Here is a 23,463-nt window from a genome sequence, read left to right on the forward strand (position 1 = left end):
CGCTACCCGCGCGGCAGCACGCGCCGGATGACAGTCTTGTCGGCGGCTGGTTTCGACGCCCCGATCGTATAGGCCGAAAGCACGGCGGCTGCGGCCGCTTCGGCCTCCGCTTGCGTGCGGGCGTGGACGAGCGCCAGCGGCTCGCCGGTCCGCACCTCGGCGCCGAGCGGCAGCAGCCTGGTGATGCCGACCGCATGGTCGATCCTGTCGTCCGGCCGCGTACGCCCGCCACCGAGCCCGACCACGGCAAGGCCGATATCGCGGGTGGCAATGCCGGTGGCAAAGCCGTTGCCTGCCGCCTTGACCGCAAACTCCACCGCCGCTTTCGGCAGGTATTTTTCCGGCTTCTCGACGAAATCGGCGGGACCGCCAAGGGCTGCGACCATACGTGCGAAGGCGGCCGCGGCGCGGCCCCCGGCCAGCGTCTCGGCCGCGCGCCTGAGACCGTCCTGATTGGACGACGCCAGCCCTGCCGATTGCAGCATCTCGGCGGCCAGCGCCAGCGTCACATCCTCCAGTCGCTTGTCGCGGAGCCTCCCGGTGAGGAAATCGACGGCGTTGCGCACCTCGACCGCGTTGCCGGCCGCCGACGCCAGCGGCTCGTTCATGCCGGTGACCAGCGCCGAGGCCTTCAGGCCGGCGCCGTTGGCGATCTCGACCAGGCTGTTGGCAAGTGCTGTCGCGTCGCGCGACTTCTCCATGAAGGCGCCATTGCCGACCTTGACGTCGAGCACCAGCGACTGCAGGCCGGCCGCCAGTTTCTTCGACAGGATAGAGGCAGTGATCAGCGGCACCGATTCCACCGTTCCGGTCACATCGCGGATCGCATAGAGGCGACGGTCGGCGGGCGCGAGATCGGCGGTCTGGCCGATGATGGCACAGCCGGTCTCGAGCACGGTCTTGCGGAAGCGCGCGATATCCGGCTGGCTGATATAGCCTGGGATGGCATCCATTTTGTCCAGCGTGCCGCCGGTATGCCCAAGGCCCCTGCCGGAGATCATCGGCACATAGGCGCCGCAAGCGGCGACGATCGGCGCCAGCATCAGCGAGACATTGTCGCCGACGCCGCCGGTCGAATGTTTGTCGGTGACCGGACCCGGCAGGTCCGACCAGTCGAGCACATCGCCGGAATCGCGCATGGCGAGCGTCAGCGCCACCGCCTCGTCGCGGTTCATGCCGTTGAAGAACACGGCCATGGCGAAGGCGCCGACCTGGCCGTCCGAGACGCTGCCCGAAGTCACGCCCGCGACGAAGGCCGAAATCTCCTGCGGGGACAGTTTCTGGCCGTCGCGCTTGCGGCGGATGATTTCCTGCGGAAGCATCAGGCAGCGCCCTTCGGCTCCGGCAACCCATCCTGGAACACATGCGCAAGGATCGTCGCCAGCCGTGCGCCGCCGATCGGCGCCATGTCCTTGGTCTCCTGGTGCGACAGTTCCGCCCCGGTCATCCCGGCGGCGAGATTGGTGATCACCGAACAGGCGGCTACGCGAAGCCCAAGGAAGCGGGCGAGAATGACCTCCGGCACGGTCGACATCCCTACCGCATTGGCGCCCATGACGCGGGCCATGCGGATTTCAGCAGGGGTTTCGAAACACGGACCGGAAAACCACATATAGACGCCCTTGTGCAGCGCCGTCCCTGTCGCCTTCGCCGACCGTTCGATCGCCGCGCGCAAGCCGGCATCATAGGCTTCGGTCAGGCCGACGAAGCGGCGGTCGCTCGGCTCGCCGATCAGCGGGTTGGAGCCGGAGAAATTGATGTGATCGGTGATCAGCATCACCGATCCTGGCAGCATGTCGGGATCGACCGAGCCGGCGGCATTGGTAAGGATCAGCTTGGTGATGCCGATGCCGGCAAGCACCTCCAGCGCCGGCCGCATTGCAGCAGCAACGCCGTGCTCGTAATAATGGGCGCGGCCGGACAGCATCAGCACCGGCGTGCCGGCGAAAAGCCCCGCGACCACCTCGCCGGCATGGCCAGTCACCCCGCTGCGGGGGAAACCCGGCAGGTCGGCATAAGAGATGCGCACGGCATTTTCGACCTGGTCGACAAGCCCGCCAAGGCCCGACCCCAGCACCATCGCCGTTGTCGGCGCCAACCCGTCCAGCCTTTCAACGAGGTGGTCCAGAGCTTCCTTCATATCAGCCAACTCTCACTTCAAAATGTCGCCACGAAACCCGTAGGGCAGCATGTCGCCCATGGTCACGGTCTCGACCACGCCGGTGTTGTCGCAAAGATAGAGCTTTGTGTCCGGCCGGCAGAATTCCGCCAGCCTTTGCCGGCAGCCGCCACAGGGCGAGCATTTGGCCATGCGCGAGGCAATGACGGCGACCTCGACGATCTTGCCGCCGCCGCCCATGATGTAATGGCCGAGCGCCGTGGTCTCGGCGCACCAGCCTTCCGGATAGGACGCGACCTCGATGTTGGCGCCGGTGAAGACACGGCCGTCTTCGGTGCGCAACGCCGCACCCACCGGAAACTTCGAATAGGGCGCGTAGGCCTTGGCCATGGCCTCCTGCGCGGCTTCGAACAGATCATGCGACATCTAGACGTTCTCTCCGACGATCGTGGTCAAAACCCGGCGCTTTGCGTTTTCCTGGCGCCTTTCGAGCACCAGCCGCATGTTCGACACAGTGCTCCTGGGCGCGCCCGGATCAACGTTCCTTGACATAAGGCACGCCGCCGGCGCGCGGCGGGATCGCCTTGCCGATGAAGCCGGCAAGCAGGATCACGGTCAGCACATAGGGCAGCGCCTGCATGAACTGCACCGGCACCTTGCCGATCAACGGCAATGGCGAACCCTGCAGGCGGATCGCCGCCGCGTCGAGGAAGCCGAACAGAAGACAGGCGAACATGGCGTTCACCGGTCGCCATTTGGCAAAGATCAGCGCCGCCAGCGCAATGTAGCCCTTGCCGGCGGTCATGTCCTTCACGAAGCCGCCATTCTGCACCATCGAGAGGTAGGCGCCGGCAATGCCGGTCAGCACGCCGGTGCAGATCAGCGCCCGGTAGCGCAGCCAGGCGACCGAGATGCCGGCGGTGTCGACGGCGGCCGGGTTCTCGCCGACGGCGCGCAGGCGCAGGCCGAAGCGGGTGCGAAACAACACCCACCAGGTGAACGGCACCATGGCGAAAGCGAGATAGACCAGGATCGAATGGCCAGAGAGCAGCTCGGAGTAGATTGGCCCGATGATCGGCACGTCGTGGATCGCGGCAGCACCAGGCAGAGTGATGGCCTCGAAACGCTCGCCCGGCTGCAGCGCCGGCGTGCGCCCGCCCTGCTGGAACCAGGCCTGGCCCAGAATGATTGTCGAGCCGGCGGCGACGAAGTTGATGGCCACACCGGAGACGATCTGGTTGCCGCGATGGGTGATCGAGGCGAAGCCGTGCACCAAGGCAAAGGCGACCGACATCACGATCGCCATGCCGAGACCGAGGAAGGCCGAATGGAAGACCGAAGCGGCGGCCGCACCTGCAAAGGCGCCGACCAGCATCTTGCCTTCCAGCCCGATGTCGAAAACGCCTGCGCGTTCCGAATAGAGGCCGGCAAGGCAAGCGAGCAGCAACGGCACCGACAGGCGTATGGTCGAGTCCAGGATCTGCACGATGGCGATGAAGACGTCCATCTCAGGCGCCCTTCCCTTTGACCGCTTCGATGCCGACCGACCTTGGACTGAACGAGGCGAACAGCGCCTGGACGTAGGGCCGGAACATGTGCTCCAGCGCACCGGCAAACAGGATGACCAGGCCTTGGATGATGACGATCATGTCGCGGGAAATCGCCGGCATTTCGAAGGCGAGTTCGGCGCCACCCTGGTAGAGCATGCCGAACAGGATCGCCGCCAGCACGATGCCGACCGGATGCAGACGGCCCATCAGCGCCACGGCAATGCCGACGAAGCCGGCGCCGGAGACGAAATCGATCGCCACATTGTGCTGGTCGCCCATCACCGGGTTGAGTGTCATCATGCCGGCCAGCGCGCCCGAAATCATCATCGCGATGATGATGATGCGGGTCTCCGAAATGCCGGCATAGCGCGCCGCTTTCGGGCTGTGGCCATAGGTGCGCATCTCGTAGCCGAGCTTGGTGCGCCAGATCAGCAGCCAGACCAGGAATGCCATGAGCAGCGCCAGCAGGAAGCAGATGTTGAACGGCGCCGAGCGGATCTTGGCGCCGAACAGTTCGATGATCCAGTTGAGTTTGGGCAGTTCGGCGCCGGCGAGGAAGTTGCGCGTCTGCGGCGCCTGCGACGCCGCCGGCTTCAACGGCCCGACCAGGAGGTAGACCATGATCGAGGCCGCGATGAAGTTGAACATGATGGTGGTGATGACGATGTGCGACCCGCGCTTGGCCTGCAGATAGGCCGGGATCAGCGCCCACAGCGCACCGACGGCGGCTCCGGCGACGATCGCCAGCGGAAAGGTCAGCCACCACGGCAGCACAGTGTCGAAGGCGAGGCAGACCACGCCCACGCCAAGGCCGGCAATATAGGCCTGGCCCTCGGTCCCGATGTTGAACAGGCCGCAATGCGCGGCCACCGCCACCGACAGGCCGGTGAAGATGAAGGTGGTGGCATAGAACAGCGTGAAGGCAATGCCGGTTCCCTTGCCGAAAGCGCCCTCGACCAGGATGACGGCGGCACGAAACGGGTTTTCGCCGACCAGCATGACGACGAAACCGGCAACGATGAAAGCCACTGACAGATTGATCAGCGGGATCAGCCCATAATCGGCCCAGGCCGGCAGTTTGGCGTAAGGCGTGCTCACTCTGCCGCCTCCTGGCGGTCGACGCCTGCCATCAGCAGGCCAAGCTCGCCTTCGGTCGCCTCGGGGCCACGTTCGCCGACGATGCGCCCGGCAAACATTACCAGGATGCGGTCCGACAGCGAACGGATCTCGTCGAGCTCGACCGACACCACCAGCACCGCCTTGCCCTGGTCGCGCATGGCAATCAGCCGCTTGTGGATGAATTCTATGGCGCCGACATCGACGCCGCGCGTCGGCTGGCCGACGATCAGAACACCGGGATCCTGCTCCATTTCTCGCGCCAGCACGATCTTCTGCTGGTTGCCGCCGGAGAAATTCGCCGTCTTCAGACGCGGATTGCCGGGACGGATGTCGTATTTCTCGATCTTGTCCTTGGCATCGGTCATGATGGCGTCGATGTTGAGGAACGGCCCTTTGAGGTAGCGCGGGTCGTCATGGTAGCCGAGGATCGAATTCTCGTTCTCCTCGAAGGCCAGCACCAGGCCGACATGATGGCGGTCCTCCGGCACATGGGCGAGCCCACGGTCGCGCAACTCGCCGGGATCGGCGGCCCCGGTCAGGTCGATCGGCTTGCCATCGAGCATCACCGAGCCGGAAACCGCGCGCCTGATGCCGGAAATCGCCTCGAGCAGTTCGGACTGGCCGTTGCCGGCGACACCGGCAATGCCGACGATCTCGCCGGCGCGGATATCGAAGGAGATGTCGTCGACCATGGTGACGCCGCGCTGGTCTTTAACCGTCAGGTTCTTGACCGCGAGCTTGACCGCGCCGGCCTCCGTCTCGCCCTTTTCGACCCGCAGCAGCACGCGCCGCCCGACCATCAGTTCGGCCAGTTCGCCGACTGTCGTCTTGCTGGTCTCGCGCGTCGCCACCATCGTGCCCTGGCGCATGACCGAGACATTGTCGGTGATGGCCATGATCTCGCGCAGCTTGTGGGTGATCAGCACCACCGTTTTCCCCTGGTCCTTTAATTGCCTGAGGATGCGGAACAGATGGTCGGCCTCGGCCGGCGTCAACACGCCCGTCGGCTCGTCGAGAATCAGGATTTCGGCGCCGCGATAAAGCGCCTTCAGGATTTCGACACGCTGCTGCAGGCCGACCGGCAATTCCTCGATGATGGCATCGGGATCGACTTCCAGCCCGTATTCGCGCTCGAGCCGCTCCAGTTCGGAGCGCGCCTTGGCGATGCTCTTTTTCAACAGCGCATCGCTTTCGGCGCCGAGGATGATGTTTTCCAGCACGGTGAAATTGTCGACCAGCATGAAGTGCTGGTGCACCATGCCGATGCCGAGCGCGATGGCGTCGTTGGAAGTCTTGATAGACGCCGGCTTGCCGCCGACGCGGATCTCGCCGCTGTCGGCCTGGTAGAAGCCGTAGAGGATCGACATCAGCGTCGACTTGCCGGCGCCGTTCTCGCCGACGATGCCGTGGATGGTGCCGCGTGCGATCTCCAGATTGATGTCGCGATTGGCGCGAACGGCGCCAAAACTCTTGTTGATGCCGATCAGTTCGATTGCGGCTTGCGCCATGCAGCCTGTCCCACTCTTATTTTTTTATCGCTTGGTCAAAACGCCTAGCATGATGCCCCACCCGTGCCAATTGGCGGCGCAGTGGCCACTCTCGACAAATCCCGGTGCGCTTGTCAATTTCGAACGTGGCCGCAGACCTTCACATTCACTAATATGCAAGGGTCAACAGTCGCATCATCATGCTGCAACTGCGTGCACCAAGACCTAGGGAGTTTCGAATGATCATGCCTGTCGACCGGCTGACGACGCTGGAAATCCGCGCCGCCGAGCAGGAAAAGACCATCGAGGAACTGTCGGGCCAGATCGCCGAACAGTGGACGGCGATCGAACGCATGCAGCGCAAGCTCGATGCGCTGACCGGGCGCTTCATGGCGCTGGAGGAACAGTCGGCCCCCGACGTGCCGATAACCAAACCGCCGCACTGGTAACAAGGAGAAGCCGATGGCCGGTGAAAGCGATCGCGTTGCGCGGGCGGGCGACTATGTGCTTGGCCTGATGAACGATCGCGACCGCGAACGTGCCGAGCGCGACCTGGAGATCGATCCCGCCTTCCGCGACACGGTGATGCGGCTGGCCGAGTGCATGCATGTCTTCGACCGCACGGGGCGGCCCTCGGGCGACGGCGATCGCTGGCGGCTGATTTCGCAACGCATCGCCGAACTGCCGCAGATGCGTGTGGTCGGCCACGACGAAGCGAAGCCGGTGATCGGCAGACTGGAGCGGAAGCCCTATGGCGTCGGCGTGCATTCGCTCGGTGGCCGACGCGGCGCCGTCATCGCCATCGCGCTGATCATGGTATTCGCGCTGGGTTATCTCGTCGGACAGCTATAGGCCGAGTTCGCGCGACATCAGCAGCATCGGGGAGCCGTCCTGCTCAAACGACTCGACCACTGCCCAACCGAGCCCGGCATAGAAGTCTCGCGCCACCCACGTATAGAGGTAGGTCCTCTCCACACCGATCGCGGTTGCATGCGCTTCGATGGCTGCAACCAGCGCGCGGCCGATCCCTTTGCCGCGGTGGTCGCTATCGACGACCAATCCCGCCAGCCAAGGCGTCAGCTCATGCGCGGGTTCAATTTCGTGGCGAACCAGCAGGCAGGTCCCGACCGGGACCTCCCCTATCCGCGCCACAAGCGCCGCCTCGAAGCCATCTCCATTGAGCAACTCGCGAAGCCCGGCGACGTCCTCATTCAGCGTTCTTGCGCTGCCCTCGAAAAAGGCGGCGATGCGCAGTCGCGCCACTGCATCAACATCGCGTTCGGTCATCGGTCCGATGGTCGGCTTCACTCTCGCCTCTCAAGTTGCGGCCCCCGTCAAAACCCAAAAACAAAACCGCCGGACTCTCGCCCGGCGGTTTCAACTCTAATGGATACAGATCAATACGGGCAGGCGTTGTCGGCGGTATAGTCGTGCACCTGGATCGTGCCGGCGATGATGTCGGCCTTGGCCTTTTCGACGGCAGCCTTCATCTCGTCGGTGACCAGCGCCTTGTTGTTGTCGTCCATGGCGTAGTCGACACCGCCTTCCTTGAGGCCGAGATTTTGCAGGCCGCCTTTGAAGGTGCCGTTCTTGCCGTCCATGAAGGCGGTGTAGACGGCCACGTCGACGCGCTTCAGCATCGAGGTCAGCACCTTGCCGGGCTGCAGGCCGTTCTGGTTGGAATCGACGCCGATGCCGAGCTTGCCGGCATCCGCCGCCGCCTGCAGCACGCCGACACCGGTGCCGCCGGCCGCGGCATAGACCACGTCGGAGCCCTGGTCGATCTGCGTCTTGGCGATCTCGCCGCCCTTGGCCGGATCGTTCCACGCCGCGGGCGTGTCGCCGGTCATGTTCTGGATGACGTCGGTCGCACCGGCTGCCTTGGCGCCGCCGACATAGCCGCATTCGAACTTGCGGATCAGCGGAATGTCCATGCCGCCGATGAAGGAGACCTTCTTGGACTTCGAGGCCATCGCCGCCAGGATGCCGACAAGATAGGAGCCTTCGTTTTCCTTGAACACAAGCGAGCGGACATTGGGCATATCGACGGCATCGTCGATGATGGCGAAGTTGAGATCGGGATATTCCTTCGCGACCACCTTCAGCGCATCCTCCCAGGCAAAGCCGGCCATGACGATCGGGTTGCGGCCGTCCTCGGCGAAGCGGCGCAGCGCCTGCTCGCGTTGCGAGGCGTTCGACACTTCGAACTCGACATAGGCGGTGCCGGTCTCGGTCTTGAACTTTTCGGCGCCGTGATAGGCAGCCTCGTTGAAGGATTTGTCGAATTTGCCGCCGAGATCGTAGAGGATGGCCGGCTGGACATCCGCGGCGAAAGCCGGAAGAACCATTGCGGTTGCGGCCAGGAGGCCGAGAACGATACGTTTCATGTGATCCACACCCTGTCGGTTATTTTTTTCCGTTACGCGCCGTCCGCCTGCCCGGTTCTCCGGCAGGCATGCGGCATCAGCCAGGAGTGTACTCCCCCCCGCTCAAGGCAATCTGGCACGGCCCGAAACAAAATTCACGCGGAATTTTGACCTTTTGGAAAAGCATGCCCCCCGTTGGAAAAACATGCCCAAGACGGTGACAGCTGTGGGCGATTGCCACATTGTCGTCGCAAGTCCGCTGGGACAACCCATCAGCCCGGCGCGAATTCTCCGCCGCGCCGCCGGCGCCGGTAGCCGATCGCATAGAGGATGAAGGCAAGCACCGCGAACACGGCAAACCCGGGCTGGGCAAGCACCCAGGCGATGCCGCCATCCCATATCATCGGATTGACCTTGGCGCGCACGAAGGTCTCGAAGGCCGCGCGGGTGTCGGGCGAAACCGCCAGCCAGCTCGAATTCAGCGGCGTCATGACCAATGCGGAAGCCGCCACCGAGCGCGTCGCGTCGAGCACGGCCATGATGACGGCGACCGAGAGTGCGACCATGGCCGCGAGGCGAAACAAAAAACGCAGCATCGAAATCTTCCCCGGTCCTCAAGTTCCTCCCGAGGACCTTCCGGTCAAAGGCGAGGAATAGAATGCGCACGCCCGGCGTGCAATCGCCATACGCGAATTTGAAGCCTATCGCCCGCCTATATGGCCACCTTTCGGCTCCGCCGATGGACGAGCCAGACGCCGAGGACGCCGCCGCCAATGGCCCCGACCACCAGCCCGGCAAGGCCGATGAACACCGCGAAGTAGCCGCAGCCGCCTTCGAAACAGCTGATGTCGGTGGCTTCGGCGATCCCCGCGCCGAGCGCGAAGCCGGCGACGGCGCCGACGACGGCGCCGAGGGTGATGCCGGCCAGCGCGGCGACGATCGAACTAAAGGCTGACGGTGCCTGCGCTTCCGGCCTTGCATAAAAGGCCTTGGCCTCGTCGCGGCGGCGCAGCAAGTAAATGCAAAAAAGGCCGATGACGATTTCGGTGGCGGCGATCGCAAGCTCCCTGGCGGAGACGGTGAAATCGGGCACGGTCAGCGCATAGACCTGCTCGGCCAGCCGCCAGGCGATGGTGGTGATCTGCCAGATGGTGAAATGACGCGGAAAGCGCGCGGAACGGCTGAAGGCGAGGCCGAGCAGATAAAGCCCCCACACGATGGTGACGATGTCGAAGGCCAGTCCGCCAAGCACGAAATAGAAGATCCTGTCCGGCACGCTGGAACTCTCCAACAGCCACCGCGCCGAGACCAGCCAGTAGACCGACCATGCCATGACGAAGAGGAGCCAGACCACGGGCACGAAGGACAGCCCGCTGTCCGGAGGCCCTGCGGGCGTCAGCCCGCCTGGAATGCCTCCGGCCGGCGTTCCGCTGGCCGGCTGTTCATTGCTCGAGGTCATGTCTGGACGTTGCCCCCGCAAAGCCTCCGCCGCACTCGACAGGTGGCGAGGGGCGAAGTCAAGCGCGGCCGGCCCTGCCGCCTTGCCCGTGCACACCATTCAGAACCGAAGCGCCTTAGAAGCGGAGCCGTTCAACGCCCCGCGAAACGATGCGTGGCCGGCAAAGCGAATAGACTGCCGTTATGGCTTGGCATTCGGCGCCGGATCGACTAGATGAGCCCCGCGTCTGTTTGAATGACGGGCGCCGGGAAGGGCATCCGCTGGTTGGCGGTGTCCATCAAGCGGGTCTTCCCGCAAATCCCAAAGGGATGCATCTCCCCAACCCGCGTGGCAAAACCGGCCGGCGCGAATGCAAGGACGGAGAGGTGGCCGAGTGGTTGAAGGCGCACGCCTGGAAAGTGTGTTTACGGGAGACCGTAACGCGGGTTCGAATCCCGCTCTCTCCGCCATTTATCGAGGAAAATCCAACAAAATCAACAAGTTATAAGGGTCGCTGCCACGATCCCACATTCCTACCCACATAGGAATATTTTCCTATTTATACACCTGACGTACCGGGAATAATTCCTATTGAATGAGTCGCGACAGGCCGGCACGGATTATGGTTCAGGTGAAGATGCCCACTATCGCCTGAACATGGCGCGTGAAATCGCTTAGCACGGTCGAGACTGGGCGTCCGCGAATGAACTCTGGTTCGGACAAGCTAAGATCGATCCCTACGGACAAATCGATGTAGGAACCCTTTCCGACTCTCGCGAAGGGTTGTCGTTTCTCGGTGATGGTGCTCGCACCCAGAAGCGCGAGGGATGTAATTCGCGCCTCTCCGAGGGCGAATCGTTTGATTCCGCTGGACGAGGCGATCAGCCTTTGATGCTTTCGAACGAGGTCGCAGGCGTGGAGGGAGAAGAGCAGTTGATTGCCACCGTCATAGGGTTTGAACGTGGCAATGGTCTCTCTGTCTGCATCCGAAAGATTGCGGAGTTTGCGTTTGATCCCGTCGTCCTCGAAGATGGCGAGCGATCGGGATATGGGAAAGTAAGTGTTTTGAGCACTCTTGCCGTTCCTAATCGCCAGAACACACGCTAGATTGTCTAGCGTGGCGCGTAATTCATGCACGATACTGCCGGCCTCTATGCGAAAGTCTGAAGGTATTTTCTTCACTAGCTGGACGTAAAAGGTGCCGTCTCCGCTATCCGCGTCCACTTCGTGCGATATGTGATAGGCGCCGGAACTTATGAACTGATCGATCTGCGCGCTAAGCGTCAAGCTGCGATTGCCGCACCACGTTATGCGATCTTGGGTTTCATCTAGGTCTGAAGCCATGCCAGAAACCCCCAAGGACAAAGACCTGGAAAAGGGCGACGAGGTTTTGCGTCGCCTGTTGAAGACGCCACCGAAGCCGCACGGCGATAAAGCTGCGAAGGAAAAAGCCGGAAGCAAGACGGGCTAAACGTTCTCAGAACGCGAAGGCAAAGTAGCCATTAACTGGCCATCCAACCGCCGCCGCCGCGATTGCCCCGTTGGGGCGTAATGAAGGTTCCTGTCTTCTCATCAAAACCGCAGGAATGACACCTCCAATGAGTGAGGCCATTAGCTTGACCGCGATTATGCAGCAGCGATTTGATGCCTTTGTTATAGCAATTGGCACATATCTTATGAGGCGGTTCGCCGTTCTCCATACCAGCCTTCAGACGGTACATAAGAATGCCGGGTGGCAGCTCCTCAAGCTGGTAGCGCTGTTTCTCAGCCTCCCATGTTTCGAAGCGTCTCACCTGTGCTTCAAGCTCGCCTACGCTGCCGGCCAACGTCGCATAAGCTGCTTGAGCCGTCATGATCCTTTCTTGCAAATCCATGACGGCGTTATTCCGAATGTTCGCGGCGTCCATCTCCTTAAGAGCCTTCGCCAAATCGAACATGGTCTTAAATGCGCTTATTCCCGCGAAGACTTCACCAACCATCGCCATTCTCCAAGAATCGAGAGATGACGACTTTACTTCTTTTTTCGCAAATGTAGGAGTCGGCGCGCTTTCTGCTTAGGCGTGACTGGCTTCACCAATTCGCCGATAGGCAAGGCGCTTGCCTTCATCGTTGCAAGCAACCGGTCATGGCGCTCGGGGTAGACACCAACTATGCCGCGCTTGAACCAGATAACATCCCCCAACCGCGTTTGAGGCATAGCCTCGCCACCTTCGGAGCGAACGCCGGGCTAGCGGCGTATTGGAGAGCAAGCTGTACAGGTCTGGTATGGCTTTAGTGCGCGGCACAAAGCCCATACATCCGACTCCCCGCGCAAGTGCCCCAGGTGGGACTCCGCCTGCAATCTCTACTCACTAGGAGTCGCGGAGGAAAGCAGAAATCCAAGAACCCAAATAAAAATGTAGTTCAAAGTATGGCTCCACGTTGTGCGACGTTGTGTCGCAGGGAAAATCTAGGGGACAAAAAAGGACAAACCGCCATTTCCGGGATTTTCCACGCGGAATTGTCTGGTATTATTGCGTTGTGTAATTGGCAATACTGCCGACTAGGAGAAAGCCCAATGAGTAACGAAAGTAATACTTTCATCCGCCGCCCAGATGTCGAAAGACTCACTGGGCTAAAGACCAGCTCTCTTTACGAACAGATGAAGGAGGGGAATTTTCCCAAGCCGATCAAGATCGGGGCGAAGGCAGTCGCGTGGCGGCTCGCGGACGTGACCGAATGGCAAGAACGCAAGATCGCCCAGCGCGATGCCGCAGCGGCATAAGGAGGAACGCACATGGCCGACGAAACATCTTTCAGCGCCCTCAAGAAGGGCATCGCCCCGGACCCGAAAGGTCCCGCACCCTCGGCGCCGCGTCGTGGACAATATTACGAGTCCTTTGTCGACTTCATGGCCGACAAGGAATTTTACAAGGGTGCCCACAAGAACGAGGTGCCTTATGGCGCAGAGCCTTGGCGCGGCGAGATGCAGGAAGGCAATAGGCGCGATCTGGGACTCCAGCGCGAAACACAGGCCAAGCAACAGCGGATTAAAGCCGCCGGCGCACCGCACGTCATCGTGGCGATAGCGGGCGAAGACACTGAAACGAGGGATTGGCTTATCGGGCTGATCAAGGGGAACGGCCATGCCGAAGGCTAGGCGGAAAAGCACACAGGTCGAGGCTCGGCGTATTCTCGCCGGGCTTCGTCTCGCCGATGGCGACTTGGCGAGCCAAGTGATGGCTGCGTCCGACAATGTGCCGGCTGTGATGATGGCGCTGATGTGGCTGGCGGCTGCCTGGGTCGAAGTGGAAGGGGCGTTCCGGCGGCTCTTTGTTGAGCACCATAAAGAGTGGCTGGCCGAGATCGAGCCCGCGAAGCTCGACCCAATGGCGGCGTTGCTGGAAGCTTGTCGTGCGATCGACGCGACGATGCGGATCATGGGCGTCGAGCCCAGCGCTGAACAGCAGGCCCTCGAAGCGCGCGCGAGGGCGTTGGCGGAGGCGGAACTTAGGCGGCGCGGCTTCTTTGACGAAAGCGTCCCGCTTGAGCCGGTCTAATTGGGTGAGGCCGAGAGATCTTCCTGCGCTCGCGACCTGAAGGAGTCGAGGAAATGGGAACGGTAATCAACCTCAATGAAGTGCGGGCGGCGCGGCAGCCGCCGCCAGACCCGCCGATTGATGAGGCGTTTGTGGCAGCGTGGCAGCCCATCTTCGAGGCGCTGGAACTCGTGGAAACCATTCAGTTGCCACGGACGGCGCGAGCGCGGGAACTGCTCCTGCGCGGATTGGCCGTGATGCTTGAAAGGGAACAGAGGAGATTGGGCCAATGCGCGAAGCGATGAAAACGGAGGATTTCGATTGGGAAGTGGTGGGGCCGCTCACGGAGGAGGATCTGGCGGCGCTGACGGCGGAGACCGAGGCGGAATGGAGGGCGTTTGAACGCGGGCAAGAACAGCCGACGGGGCGCGGCAACGGACCTCTGGTAAAGATGTTCGCGGAGCAACTGACCCGAAAGCAGCAGGCGTCCGCAGTCTCTGCCCCAGCCAAGACGGCGGATGCCACATCGGGACTTAGTCGCGTCCGAAATCCCAGCGGCATTGTGGCTTCACTGGACAATGCGGTGATGGCCATTCGGAAACTTGGAGTAATTTTTCGGTTCGATGAGTTCCGACAGAAGGTCATATGCGAGGGCCTGGAAGGGCGGCTCGGGGTGACGATGGATGACATCGTGCTGCACGTGCGTCGCGCGGTGATAGAGACGCTTGGTTTCGATCCTGAGTCCTCGCACACGCGGGACGCGATCCGCCTTCTGGCGCAAGAGAATTCCTTCAATCCGGTGCTCGATAGGATCGAGGCGCTTCCGTGGGACGGGGTGTCGAGGATCGATACTTGGTTGAGCGCGTATTTGGGCGCAGATGATAACGAACTTAATCGGGCCTTCGCGCGAGCGGTCTTGATTGCTGCCGTTCGAAGGGCGCGCCGCCCCGGTTGCAAATTTGACTGCGTGCTGGTGCTGGAAGGCCCGCAGGGGCGCGGTAAGTCGAGTGTTCTGAAGATCATGGCCGGGGGCGAAGATTTCTTCTCCGACGAAATCGCTATTGGTGTGAGTTACAAGGAGCAACAGGAGCTCCTGCAGGGTAAATGGATTGTCGAACTCCCCGAACTGGCGGGTCTGCGGAATGCCGACATCAGGGGAGTGAAACAGTTCGTTTCGAAGACTCATGATCGGGGGCGGCCAGCGTTCGGGCGCTCTGTGGAGGAGATGCCCCGCCGGTGCATTTTCATCGGCACGACCAATGACTCTCAGTATCTCCACGACGCGACCGGAAACCGGAGGTTCTGGCCAGTGGCAGTAGGCAAGATTGATCTGCAAGGCCTGGCTGAAGATATGCCCCAGCTTTGGGCCGAGGCTGCGGTGGCGGAACGGGAGGCCCCCGACCCGATTTCCATCCCAGAAAGGCTTTGGGCAGCGGCGGCGGAACGGCAGGCTGAAAGGGTGTCGGGCGACCCGTGGGAGGACGTGCTGCTGAGCGCCCTTCCCTCCCATGCGAAGATTGCGGAGGGCGAACTGCGGATTTCAACCCAGGCGGTCTTCGAGAAAGTCATGGGCATCGAGATGCGCCACGCGCGGATGGCCGACTACCGGCGCCTCGGCGATTGCATGCGGAAGCTTGGCTGGAGTGGCCCAAAGGTCCTCCGGCTCGATGGCGCTAATGTGAAGGGCTACTGGAGAGCGCCCCTGACGTTGAGCGAATGATATGGCGCTACCGGTGTTACCGGTCGCTACCGGTAGCACCATGGAGCCTTTCCCCGGATCACCATTCCAATTCACAACGGAATTAGACCGGTAGAACCGGTAGAAGCGGTAGAAGCCATTCAAAAACAAACATTTACGCCGCTACCGCCCCGCTACCGCATCTACCGCTTTGCCTGACTACCCAAACGAGGACGAAATGAAAGACGACGCCGAAATCAGCCCAGCATTGCGAAAGTTGCTCGACATAATGACTTCACCAGAAGTGCTGATCCCGCGCTCCATCGACGCGGCCAAGGCGATCATTGAGTATGAGGCCCCGCCCGAGGTTTTCGACCTGACCTACCAATTCTTGATGGGCGTGGCCCACGACTCAAAGCAAGACGTTGGCTTGCAGTTGAAAGCGCTCGAGCTGCTCCGCAAGGTGGAGGCGCGGCGGGTGTCCCCCGGAACGACAAAGGGCGCGGACCCTATGGAGGGGCTCGGCCTGCGGCTGGAGGCGGCGCGGTTGCGGGTGGAGGCGAAGCGGAAGGCGGTGAATTAGACAGCACCGCGCTAAGCGCGGATTGCATTTTAGACGAGACCAAGAAATGGAGCCGCGACTTGGCTCGAAATGGAATTAGATGTGCGTAAGGTGTATTGAGCGGTCCGTCGTTCGCTGAACTCCTTTAAGAGTGCGAAATGGACCTGAGCCCGTGGCACTATTTTCTGTCGCTTGAGCGCGATTTCGAGCGATCGATAAACTATGTCGAGCTCACAACTGTGAACGGCCAGACGTTCTCGAACGAATTTGCCAAGTTGCTCTTGCTAATTGGCAGTGAGGTAGACGTAGTAGCGAAGGCACTTTGCCGATCGCTAGATCCTAGCTCCAGCGCGTACAACATCATCCACTATAGAACGGAGATAACCGGCGCTTTAATAGGAATGCATGAAATCGAAATCGACATCCCTCGCTACCAAATGTCTTTTCGACCTTGGGGCGCTTGGGGGCAGGCTGAACCAACTTCCCCGGACTGGTGGAAGGCCTACAACGCGGTGAAGCATGATAGGGTCGACAATTTCCATCAAGCTAACTTGAACAATACGGTTCAAGCACTTGCAGGGCTTTTGGCTCTTCATCTGTATGTTCATCGCGATAACACGCATCTGCAGCCCTATCCAGAGCTACTCGCCTTCAATTTTCCGGAATTTCTTGTTACTTCAGGAAACGACAAAAAATTGCCAGGCTTACATAACGTTTTACCTATTCATTCCGGCAAATAATTCGTTTGACGAACCTGATCTCGACCAGCCGCTCGAGAGCGGTGAAGAAATGGGCGACATCAGAGATAAGGACGGAAATCGGGTCGGATTTTTTGACAGGAGGAGCGACTAACTCGAAAGCGGCACCCGCATGACATCAAGGCCACTTGGGGCGGGTCTCGTCCCATCGATCAAGTGAGGCATCGACCTCGCCACTGCTTTTAGCTTCGATCATTTCCCGCAGAACGCGAACGTATCGGTCAACGTGGGCCTCGTTGAAATATCGAAATAAGAACCTGCTTCCTTTCTTGAGCGTTATACCGAAATTGTCCTCGATTGCCTCTGATTTGCCGGTCAGGGCCAACAGGGACTGCCGCATAGGCTTGCCAGTTAGCTGTCGGTCTACATGCTTCGCCCATTCCCAAGCGACCAAATCGGCGGAATGAAAAAGGCCCTCCATATCCGCCTTGGTTGAAGTTTTTAGCTCCGCAAGCGAGTATCTATCGATAAGAATCCGACCGGCGATAGACTCGCCCTGAACGAACTTTGCGTAGCGGACCAATCCCTTCTGACCCTCATCACCGCTTTCGAGGACGTATGAGATGAACGGCTTCCGACTGATCATGGCAGCGCGCTCACCAAGTGCCCACATACACAGGTGGCACATCGCACCGTAGGGGGAGCGAAATGCATTGCGCATCTCTTCACTTTCCCTGCCGCCATTGGAATTGGTTGGGAACTGCTCAGAGATGAGACTCGAGTTGCAGGAGACCGAAACGATGTAGGACGCGTGCTGCCTAACTATGGCCACAGCGCCCTTCATTATCTCAGCCACTTCTTCTTTAGATATCCCCTTGAAATCGCCCTCTCTGGCGTTCAGGTCGGTCATATGAAAGGCCCTACCCTTCATAAGCCGATCCCACTTTCTGGAGGCTTTGAACGCATTGCTGGAGTGGTAGGCGACGCCGGCAATTGCAAACACGCCGGAAGTGGCTCGACTAGCATCTATGCAGGCGTGCAACACGACTTACCGACGGCCTAGAATTTTGACTTGCGTCGAGGTTCTACGATGGGGGAGCGACGTACGCTCGTAGCGGTGAAGACTTCAGCCGGGTTAGACCGCTGAGCAATCGCTGCGAGTTCTTCTGAAACGGACTGGACAGTTGGAGTTGCAGCGCCAAAGCTGAAATGGGCATCGTCAACCTTGAGGGCCTTCACTAACATCGCTCGCAGATCGTTCTGCGCCCGTGCTTGCTGCGATTGGGCAACCATTATCTGTGCCAAAGCCGCCTGTATGTTGTCCTTGTCCTCGGAACGCGGTCGATCGGCCTTCGAGTCCGTCTGCTGATCAACAGGAATTCTCCGATATTCTGCGTCCAGATCGGGCCACCATTTGTCGAACGCCCCACTCAACCGCGCGTCATCGATAGGCACTGGCGATGCAACGTTAATGTCTTTAACCAATTTCAGGATGCCGCTTCGGTCGAATTTGTTGTGCTGAAATTGATTCAATGGGCTCTGGACAAGGGCTAGCTCAGGCATATCACAGAGTAAAGGTGCAACTCTTCCCGGCAGTGTGTTCGAAAGCGCACCAGCCTCGAACAAGACCCAGGGGGCCTTAAAGTTCGTCTCGGTCAAAACTACGATGCCAAATCCGCGCTCGCTGAGATTGGACTGTAGCGCGTTAAGGCCCCGATCGCCCGAGGCAATGTCGTGTGACGACATGAAAACATCTGCGGCTTGCAGAACGTTGGGCAGCCACGCCTTAAGCGCTTGCGCTACCAGCCGACTTTGGTTGCCGGACCAACTGGCAAATATCTTCATTCTTCACCCCTCCGGCTTGTTTTGTAGCGCACTAGCAGCGCGGGTGAAATAGCCTGCCTGTTATGGCGAGGGTTTACCCCCGTCTTGGTGCTTGATCCGCTGTACAGTGCCAACGCTCACGCGATGCTTAGCCGCGAGGGCGCGAACGCTTCCTTCATCATGGGCGATTGCCTCCTCCGTCGCCTTAGCCACGCGAGGACGGCCAAGCCTCTTGCCCTTCGCCCGAGCCGTATTCAGCCCTGATTTGACGCGCTCGCTTATCATCGCGCGCTCGAACTCAGCGAACACGCCCATCATCTGAAACATGGCCTTGCCCGCCGGGGTTGTCGTGTCGATGCCCTGTTGGTGGAGGAAGAGATCAACGCGGAGGGCGTGGAGGTCGGAGAGGAAAGCTACGAGGCCCTGAAGTGAGCGGCCCAACCGGTCAACGCTCCACGCCATCACGATGTCGAAGCGGCGGCGGGCAGCGTCCTTGCACAGCGCTTCGAAGGCGGGGCGCTTGGCGCTTGCTCCACTAACGCCGTGGTCGCGGTAGACTTGGACAATTTCCCATCCGGTGCGGCCCGCAACTTCGCGCAATTCGCGCTCTTGTCGGTCGGTGGTCTGCTGGTCGGTCGATACGCGAAGATAGAGTGCGGCGCGCATGGCGTTCGCCCTTTCCATGATGTGGCATAGCGTTCAACCGGACGGCCAGCTTTCACGAGCCGCCCAGCTGAACATTCGCGATGCGCCGGTTAGATGGTTAGCTCGAACTCGGTCGCAGCCTTGGCGGCAAGCGATGCCTGATGGGCAGTCCTAGCCTGAGCGTCGAGGCGGTCGCGTTTAGCGTTGGGAAGCCCCGTGAAAAGCCCCATGAGGAACTTGTTCCGGTCCTTCGCGTCGGTCTGCTCATACCGAGCCTTGCTCTCGGGGCTGAGCGCGTTGCGAACCATCTGGCGGATGAACCGAACGTGCGGCTCTTCCGCAGGACCAGCCGTCCTGCCGATCGCGCCCTCGATCAGCCGCTTGCGCTTGGCATCGAAAGCGGCGCTGGCCGCCTCCTGACTCTTCGCGCCCGCGTATGCGTCCTGCAGAGATTGGAGCGCGAAGCCCATCAGGTATTCAACCGAGGCGTCAGGAAGGGCTTGGCCGTCCAACGTCCATTTGCCCTTTTCGACGGCCAAAGTGGCCTCGCCTAAATGGCCGAACTCGCGATGTGAAAACGTGCGCACTACTTGCATAGGTGTATCTCCTTCAATGGTGCGGCTGCGCCGCGTTAAGTGGCTGAATTTACTCGAAAAATATCCCTCTACTATGCGCGGCAGTCAAGCGCAATGTGCGAAAAACAAATGGTTTTTGAACGCAAAAATGACGGGCTCAAAAGCCCGGATTTCCGCCCTTTTGGCGCGGGCATTTCGGAGGGGTTTTTTGAACACGCATGGCGCGGGATCGGGAGGCCTGGGATATGGCTCAACGTGGCGTGTTGTGATCACGGCGGATGGCGGGTCGGGTGGCCATGCCGGCGTGGCCGGGGGCGGGCCGTGGACGCGCGTTCAACGCATTGGCGCACCGATTGACCGGGCCAACGTCGCCGCGCGTTGTGGACCATGTGCGGGGCGTACATCGATATGGCCTTTTGAGCACCCCACCCCCCTCATTTTCATTTGTCGCAGAGGGGCTTTCGCTGATGCCACCCCTGCCCATCCCCCCACCAGGTCCTTCGCAAATTTTGTGCAGTTTACGCAGTCGAAGCAGTTTGCTGATCTTGCGACTCGTCCACTAGGGTTCTGACGTAGTCGACCAACTCTATGAGATCACCCGCTACCGTTTGGGACGCCATTCTAAATTTTAGCAATTCCAAAGAGTGGAGCTTTTTTGAAAACTCAAAGCGCTGTTCGCTTACGTCCAAGCAAACGCGCTTGATGAGTTTTGCTGCATCAACCTGAGTTAGCCACTTCGGGTCATACAAATCCTGTGCGAAAGATTTTTCAGCTTTGAACGCTGGATCGCCGCCTAGCGATAATAGGGAGTCCTCAATCCCTTTGCTTAGGTGGCTGCCAGGCAGGTCAGGTACGTGCATTAACAATAATGCGGCGATGGCGTCCGGATCGATCAAGTAGCACTCGAAGTGCCGACGTGGAAGCAGACGTACATTTGCGCCGGCGCGTCGAAGCAAATCTGCCTTTTGGCGCGGAGAGAGGTCCTCGGAATCAAAACTAAATGTGACCGATGTGACTAGGCGCTGCGCAGCACCGCTTAGACGATTGTAAATGTCCAGTACCAGATCGCGTCGAGTGCCAGTCTTGCTAAAATCACCTGTTGCGATCAAGGGCACAAACATCGTTGAACGGGGCATTGGGCCTACGGCGGTGGTGTAAACATAAGGGAAGCAAAGTTCCTCGGTCGGCCCTTCCACCCATATGATCCGATCGACTGCAAAAACATCTGTCATCGAAACGCCAAGTTGGCCGGTAACCATCCGGAGATCTTCTAATCTCGCAAGGTCCACAGGAGAAATCGCTGATTCAAAACCAGACTTGCGAACAAAGTGAACTGTTGACGGAGTACTGGCGCTAAGCACTTCGCCAGAATGGGTGGATATGATGTACTGGTGTTGAGGATAGTTGGTTTGCAGAATACGCAGCAGCGTTTTCGCGGCAGCAGGATGCAAAAAGCTGCTAATTTCGTCGATGATAATCACGGCTTCTTTGAGAGTCATCGCCACCGCCAATATCGCGATTGCTTGTGCAACGCCGGTGCCTGACTCGTTCAATCCTACGCTCAATTCAGGATAAATCTGCTCGCCGATGGGCCAAACAAGTACTTCAAACTCATTTTGACGGGTCGGCCTGACACTAAGATTCCCGACGGTCGAAAAAATCTCGCGGATATGAGAGACCAACTTGAAAAATATCGCTGTGTTTTCTCCTTGTATTTTGCTCAAGAAACCCGGCAAATTTTCAGCTTTGCTACTCATTCGCTCATGATAGCCAAACGCTGATCGACCCAATCCAAACCGCTGAGCGTCGAACATGAATAAATAGTCACTCCATGCGGCGTTAATTAGACTGCTAGTACTATCTGGACCACTGTTTCCTGCAACATAAACAATATTTCCATTTTCCTTTTTAAACAAAACGCTCGTCTCTGATGATGCGGGCTTATATCTAAAAGGGCGATTCATCGGAGAAATTTTGTTGGACACTTTATGTACTAATAGCCTGATCTCTTTAGCTTCTAAAAATTCATCCATAGTGGCCTGCGCAGACGACACCTCAGAGGAAGGTAAGCTCCAATAGATGGCATCAGCGTGCCTCAGCCACGAACTTTTAATTTCGTCGCCGCTCAGCGAAATATCCAGAACGATGCTCGAAGAGCCCAGACGCTCAGGCCGGAATTCGGTCGGGCTGCGATGCGGCAAATTTTCGATTCCATAGAGGGACCGTAGTATTGCGCTTTTGCCAGCGTTGTTCTCTCCCACAACGATATTGATACCGGGTCCTAGAGCAACCAAACCTGTTTTCGAAAAGCTGCTGTAATTTGCAAGCTGGAAACCGTTGATCTTCATGCGGCGCTTCCCCCAATCAGCAGCACCCAACCATTTTAGAACTAGCGACACAAGCCGCATCGACCTCAGCTTAGACTTTACGTCTTGCGGCGCTCAAAGGAGGACTCTCGAACTATCGCAAACTCATGCGCTGACTTGAGCCTTTGTTGATGCCGTGCTGCAGTATCCTGCCCACGCCGTCATCAGCCTCCGGCGCTTCTCCAGCATGTCGCCGCGCTGGTATGCCGCCTCCGTCTTGTCTGAGAGAACGTGCGCCAACGCCGCCTCCGCGAGTTCGCGCGGGAAGTTCGAACGCTCGGCTGCCCAGTCGCGGAACGTCGAGCGGAAGCCGTGGACAGTTAGGCCCTCCATTCCTTCCATGCCCCGGAGGAGTTCCAGCATCGCCATATTGCTGAGCGGCTTTCCGGTTCGGGCGCCGGGGAAAAGGTAGGGGCTATCCGCCTCGCGTGGAACGTTCTTCAATATCTCGATCGCGCGATCCGAGAGCGGGACGCGGTGCGGGCGGTCGGCCTTCATGCGTGCGGCCGGGATCGTCCAGAGCTTGTTGGAGAAATCGACCTCCCCCACCTTCACCCCGATAGCCTCGCCCGTGCGCACAGCTGTCAAGACAGTAAACTCAAGGGCACGGGCCGAGATGCTTCCCATTGACCGGAGCTGAGACATGAATGCGGGAAGCTCTGAGTACGGCATCGCCGCGTGGTGCTCGACCTTGGCGACTTTCGACCGCGCCGGAAGCAGCTTATCGAGGTGGCCGCGCCACCGGGCTGGGTTGTCGCCGCTGCGGAAGTGCCGGGCCTTCGCCCAATCCAGCACCAATTCGACGCGACCTCTGACGCGGGTGGCGGTCTCGGTTTTTGTGGTCCAAATCGGCTCTAGGATTTGCATGACGTGCGCGGTGTCTACCTTCGCCACCGGCAAGTCACCGATCACCGGCCACGCATACGTTGCGAGCGTATTCCGCCACTGCTCCGCATGTTTCGCATTCTTCCAACCCGCCTTCTGCGCGGCAATGTAGCGCTCGGAAGCCTGCTTGAACGTGATCCGCTTGGCGTCGTCGGCACGTAGAGTGGCGGTACGCTCGCGGCGCTCCTCGATGGGGTCTTTGCCGTCTGACACGAGTTGCCTTGCCGCTCGCGCCCTCTCCCGCGCTTCCTTAAGGTTGAAAGTTTGAACGTCGCCAAGCCCCATGTACCGGGCCTTGCCGGCAAGCATGAAGCGGAAGAGCCAGGACTTAGTGACGTCGCCCTCCTGTGCATCCTTCGCGGTACTCTTCGCCACTTGCAGATAAAGGCCGCCGCCGTCACCGTAGGTGCCGGGCTTGGATTTCTTCGCCACCTCGACGGCGCTTAATTTGTTGATCGACCTGGCCATACGCCCGCCCAACACTATTGTTTTGTGATGGGCAAAACATACCTACAATCCAACCCACAAACAAGCATTGGATTTGGCCGGAATTAGGCAGAACTCTTCGGGTCGATTTTGGCTATTTTTCCGTTGTATTTGTTGCGTTTTCGGAACTCGGCGGAACCTGTCGTG

The 23,463-nt window shown here is 59.8% G+C and carries 28 protein-coding genes and 1 tRNA gene; 11 read left to right on the plus strand and 18 right to left on the minus strand.

Annotated elements, in window-relative coordinates; genetic code table 11:
• Nucleotides 1-2: 2 nt before the first annotated feature.
• From deoA to NKJ58_RS15220, 6 genes are all read right to left on the minus strand, one after another.
• Nucleotides 3-1,322 carry a thymidine phosphorylase gene (deoA, locus tag NKJ58_RS15195; protein WP_023740922.1) on the minus strand — a complete coding sequence of 440 codons (1,320 nt, stop codon included), beginning with the start codon at nt 1,320-1,322 and terminating at the stop codon, nt 3-5.
• Nucleotides 1,322-2,140: a purine-nucleoside phosphorylase gene (locus NKJ58_RS15200; RefSeq protein ID WP_352853394.1), complete on the minus strand. Its 819-nt coding sequence runs from the start codon at nt 2,138-2,140 to the stop codon at nt 1,322-1,324. Before NKJ58_RS15200 ends, deoA begins: the two co-directional genes overlap by 1 nt.
• Nucleotides 2,141-2,152: 12 nt before the next feature.
• Nucleotides 2,153-2,545 carry a cytidine deaminase gene (gene cdd, locus NKJ58_RS15205; protein ID WP_023714063.1) on the minus strand — a complete coding sequence of 131 codons (393 nt, stop codon included), beginning with the start codon at nt 2,543-2,545 and terminating at the stop codon, nt 2,153-2,155.
• Nucleotides 2,546-2,654: 109 nt separating this feature from the next.
• A complete protein-coding gene (locus NKJ58_RS15210) occupies nt 2,655-3,626 on the minus strand; it encodes an ABC transporter permease (protein WP_023683182.1) in 972 nt (323 codons plus the stop codon).
• Between the two features lies 1 nt (nt 3,627).
• The gene (locus tag NKJ58_RS15215) at nt 3,628-4,767 is read right to left on the minus strand and encodes an ABC transporter permease (protein WP_023686470.1); all 1,140 of its coding nucleotides are present in this window, start codon (nt 4,765-4,767) and stop codon (nt 3,628-3,630) included.
• On the minus strand, nt 4,764-6,296 hold the full coding sequence (locus NKJ58_RS15220) for an ABC transporter ATP-binding protein (protein ID WP_023691861.1): 1,533 nt from the start codon (nt 6,294-6,296) through the stop codon (nt 4,764-4,766). The genes NKJ58_RS15215 and NKJ58_RS15220 overlap by 4 nt, the downstream gene beginning before the upstream one ends.
• 221 nt (nt 6,297-6,517) lie before the next feature.
• Here NKJ58_RS15220 and NKJ58_RS15225 point away from each other — a divergent pair, with 221 nt between their 5' ends.
• Entirely contained in the window at nt 6,518-6,724 is a 207-nt protein-coding gene (locus NKJ58_RS15225; RefSeq protein WP_196813821.1) for a SlyX family protein, read from the plus strand.
• Between the two features lie 13 nt (nt 6,725-6,737).
• Nucleotides 6,738-7,127, plus strand: a complete 390-nt coding sequence (locus NKJ58_RS15230) for a hypothetical protein (protein ID WP_023683179.1) — start codon at nt 6,738-6,740, stop codon at nt 7,125-7,127.
• Here the strand turns inward: NKJ58_RS15230 and NKJ58_RS15235 are convergent.
• From NKJ58_RS15235 to NKJ58_RS15250, 4 genes are all read right to left on the minus strand, one after another.
• Entirely contained in the window at nt 7,122-7,583 is a 462-nt protein-coding gene (locus NKJ58_RS15235; RefSeq protein ID WP_023683178.1) for a GNAT family N-acetyltransferase, read from the minus strand. The two genes, NKJ58_RS15230 and NKJ58_RS15235, sit on opposite strands and share 6 nt — an antisense overlap.
• Before the next feature lie 89 nt (nt 7,584-7,672).
• Nucleotides 7,673-8,662, minus strand: coding sequence for a BMP family lipoprotein (locus tag NKJ58_RS15240; RefSeq protein ID WP_023683177.1), 990 nt, complete (start codon nt 8,660-8,662; stop codon nt 7,673-7,675).
• A 251-nt stretch (nt 8,663-8,913) separates the two neighbouring features.
• Complete coding sequence (locus tag NKJ58_RS15245) at nt 8,914-9,237, minus strand: hypothetical protein (RefSeq protein WP_023691865.1); 324 nt, start codon at nt 9,235-9,237, stop codon at nt 8,914-8,916.
• 116 nt (nt 9,238-9,353) lie between these two features.
• Entirely contained in the window at nt 9,354-10,100 is a 747-nt protein-coding gene (locus tag NKJ58_RS15250; protein WP_352518407.1) for a DUF2569 family protein, read from the minus strand.
• A gap of 359 nt (nt 10,101-10,459) precedes the next feature.
• Here NKJ58_RS15250 and NKJ58_RS15255 point away from each other — a divergent pair.
• Nucleotides 10,460-10,549, plus strand: a tRNA-Ser gene (locus tag NKJ58_RS15255).
• 157 nt (nt 10,550-10,706) lie between these two features.
• Here NKJ58_RS15255 and NKJ58_RS15260 read toward each other — a convergent pair.
• Entirely contained in the window at nt 10,707-11,423 is a 717-nt protein-coding gene (locus NKJ58_RS15260) for a hypothetical protein (protein WP_023700984.1), read from the minus strand.
• Here NKJ58_RS15260 and NKJ58_RS15265 point away from each other — a divergent pair.
• Nucleotides 11,422-11,550: a hypothetical protein gene (locus tag NKJ58_RS15265; protein WP_352853397.1), complete on the plus strand. Its 129-nt coding sequence runs from the start codon at nt 11,422-11,424 to the stop codon at nt 11,548-11,550. The two genes, NKJ58_RS15260 and NKJ58_RS15265, sit on opposite strands and share 2 nt — an antisense overlap.
• 31 nt (nt 11,551-11,581) lie before the next feature.
• Here NKJ58_RS15265 and NKJ58_RS15270 read toward each other — a convergent pair whose 3' ends face one another.
• Nucleotides 11,582-12,058, minus strand: coding sequence for a hypothetical protein (locus NKJ58_RS15270; RefSeq protein WP_156951466.1), 477 nt, complete (start codon nt 12,056-12,058; stop codon nt 11,582-11,584).
• A gap of 578 nt (nt 12,059-12,636) precedes the next feature.
• Here NKJ58_RS15270 and NKJ58_RS15275 point away from each other — a divergent pair.
• The 7 genes from NKJ58_RS15275 to NKJ58_RS15305 all read left to right on the plus strand — a co-directional run bounded on the left by NKJ58_RS15275 (nt 12,637) and on the right by NKJ58_RS15305 (nt 16,577).
• Nucleotides 12,637-12,843: a helix-turn-helix transcriptional regulator gene (locus NKJ58_RS15275; protein WP_023700980.1), complete on the plus strand. Its 207-nt coding sequence runs from the start codon at nt 12,637-12,639 to the stop codon at nt 12,841-12,843.
• A 12-nt stretch (nt 12,844-12,855) separates the two neighbouring features.
• Entirely contained in the window at nt 12,856-13,218 is a 363-nt protein-coding gene (locus NKJ58_RS15280; protein ID WP_352853399.1) for a hypothetical protein, read from the plus strand.
• Nucleotides 13,205-13,618, plus strand: coding sequence for a hypothetical protein (locus NKJ58_RS15285; RefSeq protein ID WP_023700978.1), 414 nt, complete (start codon nt 13,205-13,207; stop codon nt 13,616-13,618). Before NKJ58_RS15280 ends, NKJ58_RS15285 begins: the two co-directional genes overlap by 14 nt.
• Before the next feature lie 53 nt (nt 13,619-13,671).
• On the plus strand, nt 13,672-13,902 hold the full coding sequence (locus tag NKJ58_RS15290) for a hypothetical protein (protein ID WP_352853401.1): 231 nt from the start codon (nt 13,672-13,674) through the stop codon (nt 13,900-13,902).
• The gene (locus NKJ58_RS15295) at nt 13,887-15,317 is read left to right on the plus strand and encodes a virulence-associated E family protein (RefSeq protein WP_352853403.1); all 1,431 of its coding nucleotides are present in this window, start codon (nt 13,887-13,889) and stop codon (nt 15,315-15,317) included. The genes NKJ58_RS15290 and NKJ58_RS15295 overlap by 16 nt, the downstream gene beginning before the upstream one ends.
• Nucleotides 15,318-15,513: 196 nt before the next feature.
• Nucleotides 15,514-15,858: a hypothetical protein gene (locus NKJ58_RS15300; RefSeq protein ID WP_352853405.1), complete on the plus strand. Its 345-nt coding sequence runs from the start codon at nt 15,514-15,516 to the stop codon at nt 15,856-15,858.
• A gap of 137 nt (nt 15,859-15,995) precedes the next feature.
• Nucleotides 15,996-16,577: a hypothetical protein gene (locus tag NKJ58_RS15305; protein ID WP_352853407.1), complete on the plus strand. Its 582-nt coding sequence runs from the start codon at nt 15,996-15,998 to the stop codon at nt 16,575-16,577.
• Between the two features lie 136 nt (nt 16,578-16,713).
• Here the strand turns inward: NKJ58_RS15305 and NKJ58_RS15310 are convergent, their stop codons facing one another.
• From NKJ58_RS15310 to NKJ58_RS15335, 6 genes are all read right to left on the minus strand, one after another.
• Nucleotides 16,714-17,445 (minus strand): hypothetical protein, encoded by a 732-nt coding sequence (locus NKJ58_RS15310; protein WP_352853409.1) that lies wholly within the window; start codon nt 17,443-17,445, stop codon nt 16,714-16,716.
• Between the two features lie 149 nt (nt 17,446-17,594).
• The gene (locus NKJ58_RS15315; protein WP_352853411.1) at nt 17,595-18,380 is read right to left on the minus strand and encodes a toll/interleukin-1 receptor domain-containing protein; all 786 of its coding nucleotides are present in this window, start codon (nt 18,378-18,380) and stop codon (nt 17,595-17,597) included.
• Between the two features lie 60 nt (nt 18,381-18,440).
• On the minus strand, nt 18,441-19,025 hold the full coding sequence (locus NKJ58_RS15320) for a recombinase family protein (RefSeq protein WP_352853413.1): 585 nt from the start codon (nt 19,023-19,025) through the stop codon (nt 18,441-18,443).
• An 89-nt stretch (nt 19,026-19,114) separates the two neighbouring features.
• Nucleotides 19,115-19,600, minus strand: a complete 486-nt coding sequence (locus NKJ58_RS15325; protein WP_352768986.1) for a hypothetical protein — start codon at nt 19,598-19,600, stop codon at nt 19,115-19,117.
• A 497-nt stretch (nt 19,601-20,097) separates the two neighbouring features.
• Nucleotides 20,098-21,927: an ATP-dependent nuclease gene (locus NKJ58_RS15330; RefSeq protein ID WP_352853415.1), complete on the minus strand. Its 1,830-nt coding sequence runs from the start codon at nt 21,925-21,927 to the stop codon at nt 20,098-20,100.
• 123 nt (nt 21,928-22,050) lie between these two features.
• On the minus strand, nt 22,051-23,298 hold the full coding sequence (locus NKJ58_RS15335) for a tyrosine-type recombinase/integrase (protein ID WP_352853416.1): 1,248 nt from the start codon (nt 23,296-23,298) through the stop codon (nt 22,051-22,053).
• Nucleotides 23,299-23,463 lie beyond the last annotated feature (165 nt).

Origin of the sequence: Mesorhizobium sp. M0139, assembly GCF_040322455.1 — a bacterium.
Lineage (GTDB): Bacteria > Pseudomonadota > Alphaproteobacteria > Rhizobiales > Rhizobiaceae > Mesorhizobium.

Excerpts from the sequence above, each read along its gene's own strand:
- deoA (WP_023740922.1), bottom strand. The coding sequence starts at position 1,322 with ATGCTTCCGCAGGAAATCATCCGCCGCAAGCGCGACGGCCAGAAACTG.
- NKJ58_RS15200 (WP_352853394.1), bottom strand. The coding sequence starts at position 2,140 with ATGAAGGAAGCTCTGGACCACCTCGTTGAAAGGCTGGACGGGTTGGCG.
- cdd (WP_023714063.1), bottom strand. The coding sequence starts at position 2,545 with ATGTCGCATGATCTGTTCGAAGCCGCGCAGGAGGCCATGGCCAAGGCC.
- NKJ58_RS15210 (WP_023683182.1), bottom strand. The coding sequence starts at position 3,626 with ATGGACGTCTTCATCGCCATCGTGCAGATCCTGGACTCGACCATACGC.
- NKJ58_RS15220 (WP_023691861.1), bottom strand. The coding sequence starts at position 6,296 with ATGGCGCAAGCCGCAATCGAACTGATCGGCATCAACAAGAGTTTTGGC.
- NKJ58_RS15230 (WP_023683179.1), top strand. The coding sequence starts at position 6,738 with ATGGCCGGTGAAAGCGATCGCGTTGCGCGGGCGGGCGACTATGTGCTT.
- NKJ58_RS15240 (WP_023683177.1), bottom strand. The coding sequence starts at position 8,662 with ATGAAACGTATCGTTCTCGGCCTCCTGGCCGCAACCGCAATGGTTCTT.
- NKJ58_RS15245 (WP_023691865.1), bottom strand. The coding sequence starts at position 9,237 with ATGCTGCGTTTTTTGTTTCGCCTCGCGGCCATGGTCGCACTCTCGGTC.
- NKJ58_RS15250 (WP_352518407.1), bottom strand. The coding sequence starts at position 10,100 with ATGACCTCGAGCAATGAACAGCCGGCCAGCGGAACGCCGGCCGGAGGC.
- NKJ58_RS15265 (WP_352853397.1), top strand. The coding sequence starts at position 11,422 with ATGCCAGAAACCCCCAAGGACAAAGACCTGGAAAAGGGCGACGAGGTT.
- NKJ58_RS15260 (WP_023700984.1), bottom strand. The coding sequence starts at position 11,423 with ATGGCTTCAGACCTAGATGAAACCCAAGATCGCATAACGTGGTGCGGC.
- NKJ58_RS15270 (WP_156951466.1), bottom strand. The coding sequence starts at position 12,058 with ATGGTTGGTGAAGTCTTCGCGGGAATAAGCGCATTTAAGACCATGTTC.
- NKJ58_RS15275 (WP_023700980.1), top strand. The coding sequence starts at position 12,637 with ATGAGTAACGAAAGTAATACTTTCATCCGCCGCCCAGATGTCGAAAGA.
- NKJ58_RS15280 (WP_352853399.1), top strand. The coding sequence starts at position 12,856 with ATGGCCGACGAAACATCTTTCAGCGCCCTCAAGAAGGGCATCGCCCCG.
- NKJ58_RS15285 (WP_023700978.1), top strand. The coding sequence starts at position 13,205 with ATGCCGAAGGCTAGGCGGAAAAGCACACAGGTCGAGGCTCGGCGTATT.
- NKJ58_RS15290 (WP_352853401.1), top strand. The coding sequence starts at position 13,672 with ATGGGAACGGTAATCAACCTCAATGAAGTGCGGGCGGCGCGGCAGCCG.
- NKJ58_RS15295 (WP_352853403.1), top strand. The coding sequence starts at position 13,887 with ATGCGCGAAGCGATGAAAACGGAGGATTTCGATTGGGAAGTGGTGGGG.
- NKJ58_RS15300 (WP_352853405.1), top strand. The coding sequence starts at position 15,514 with ATGAAAGACGACGCCGAAATCAGCCCAGCATTGCGAAAGTTGCTCGAC.
- NKJ58_RS15305 (WP_352853407.1), top strand. The coding sequence starts at position 15,996 with ATGGACCTGAGCCCGTGGCACTATTTTCTGTCGCTTGAGCGCGATTTC.
- NKJ58_RS15310 (WP_352853409.1), bottom strand. The coding sequence starts at position 17,445 with ATGACCGACCTGAACGCCAGAGAGGGCGATTTCAAGGGGATATCTAAA.
- NKJ58_RS15315 (WP_352853411.1), bottom strand. The coding sequence starts at position 18,380 with ATGAAGATATTTGCCAGTTGGTCCGGCAACCAAAGTCGGCTGGTAGCG.
- NKJ58_RS15320 (WP_352853413.1), bottom strand. The coding sequence starts at position 19,025 with ATGCGCGCCGCACTCTATCTTCGCGTATCGACCGACCAGCAGACCACC.
- NKJ58_RS15325 (WP_352768986.1), bottom strand. The coding sequence starts at position 19,600 with ATGCAAGTAGTGCGCACGTTTTCACATCGCGAGTTCGGCCATTTAGGC.
- NKJ58_RS15330 (WP_352853415.1), bottom strand. The coding sequence starts at position 21,927 with ATGAAGATCAACGGTTTCCAGCTTGCAAATTACAGCAGCTTTTCGAAA.
- NKJ58_RS15335 (WP_352853416.1), bottom strand. The coding sequence starts at position 23,298 with ATGGCCAGGTCGATCAACAAATTAAGCGCCGTCGAGGTGGCGAAGAAA.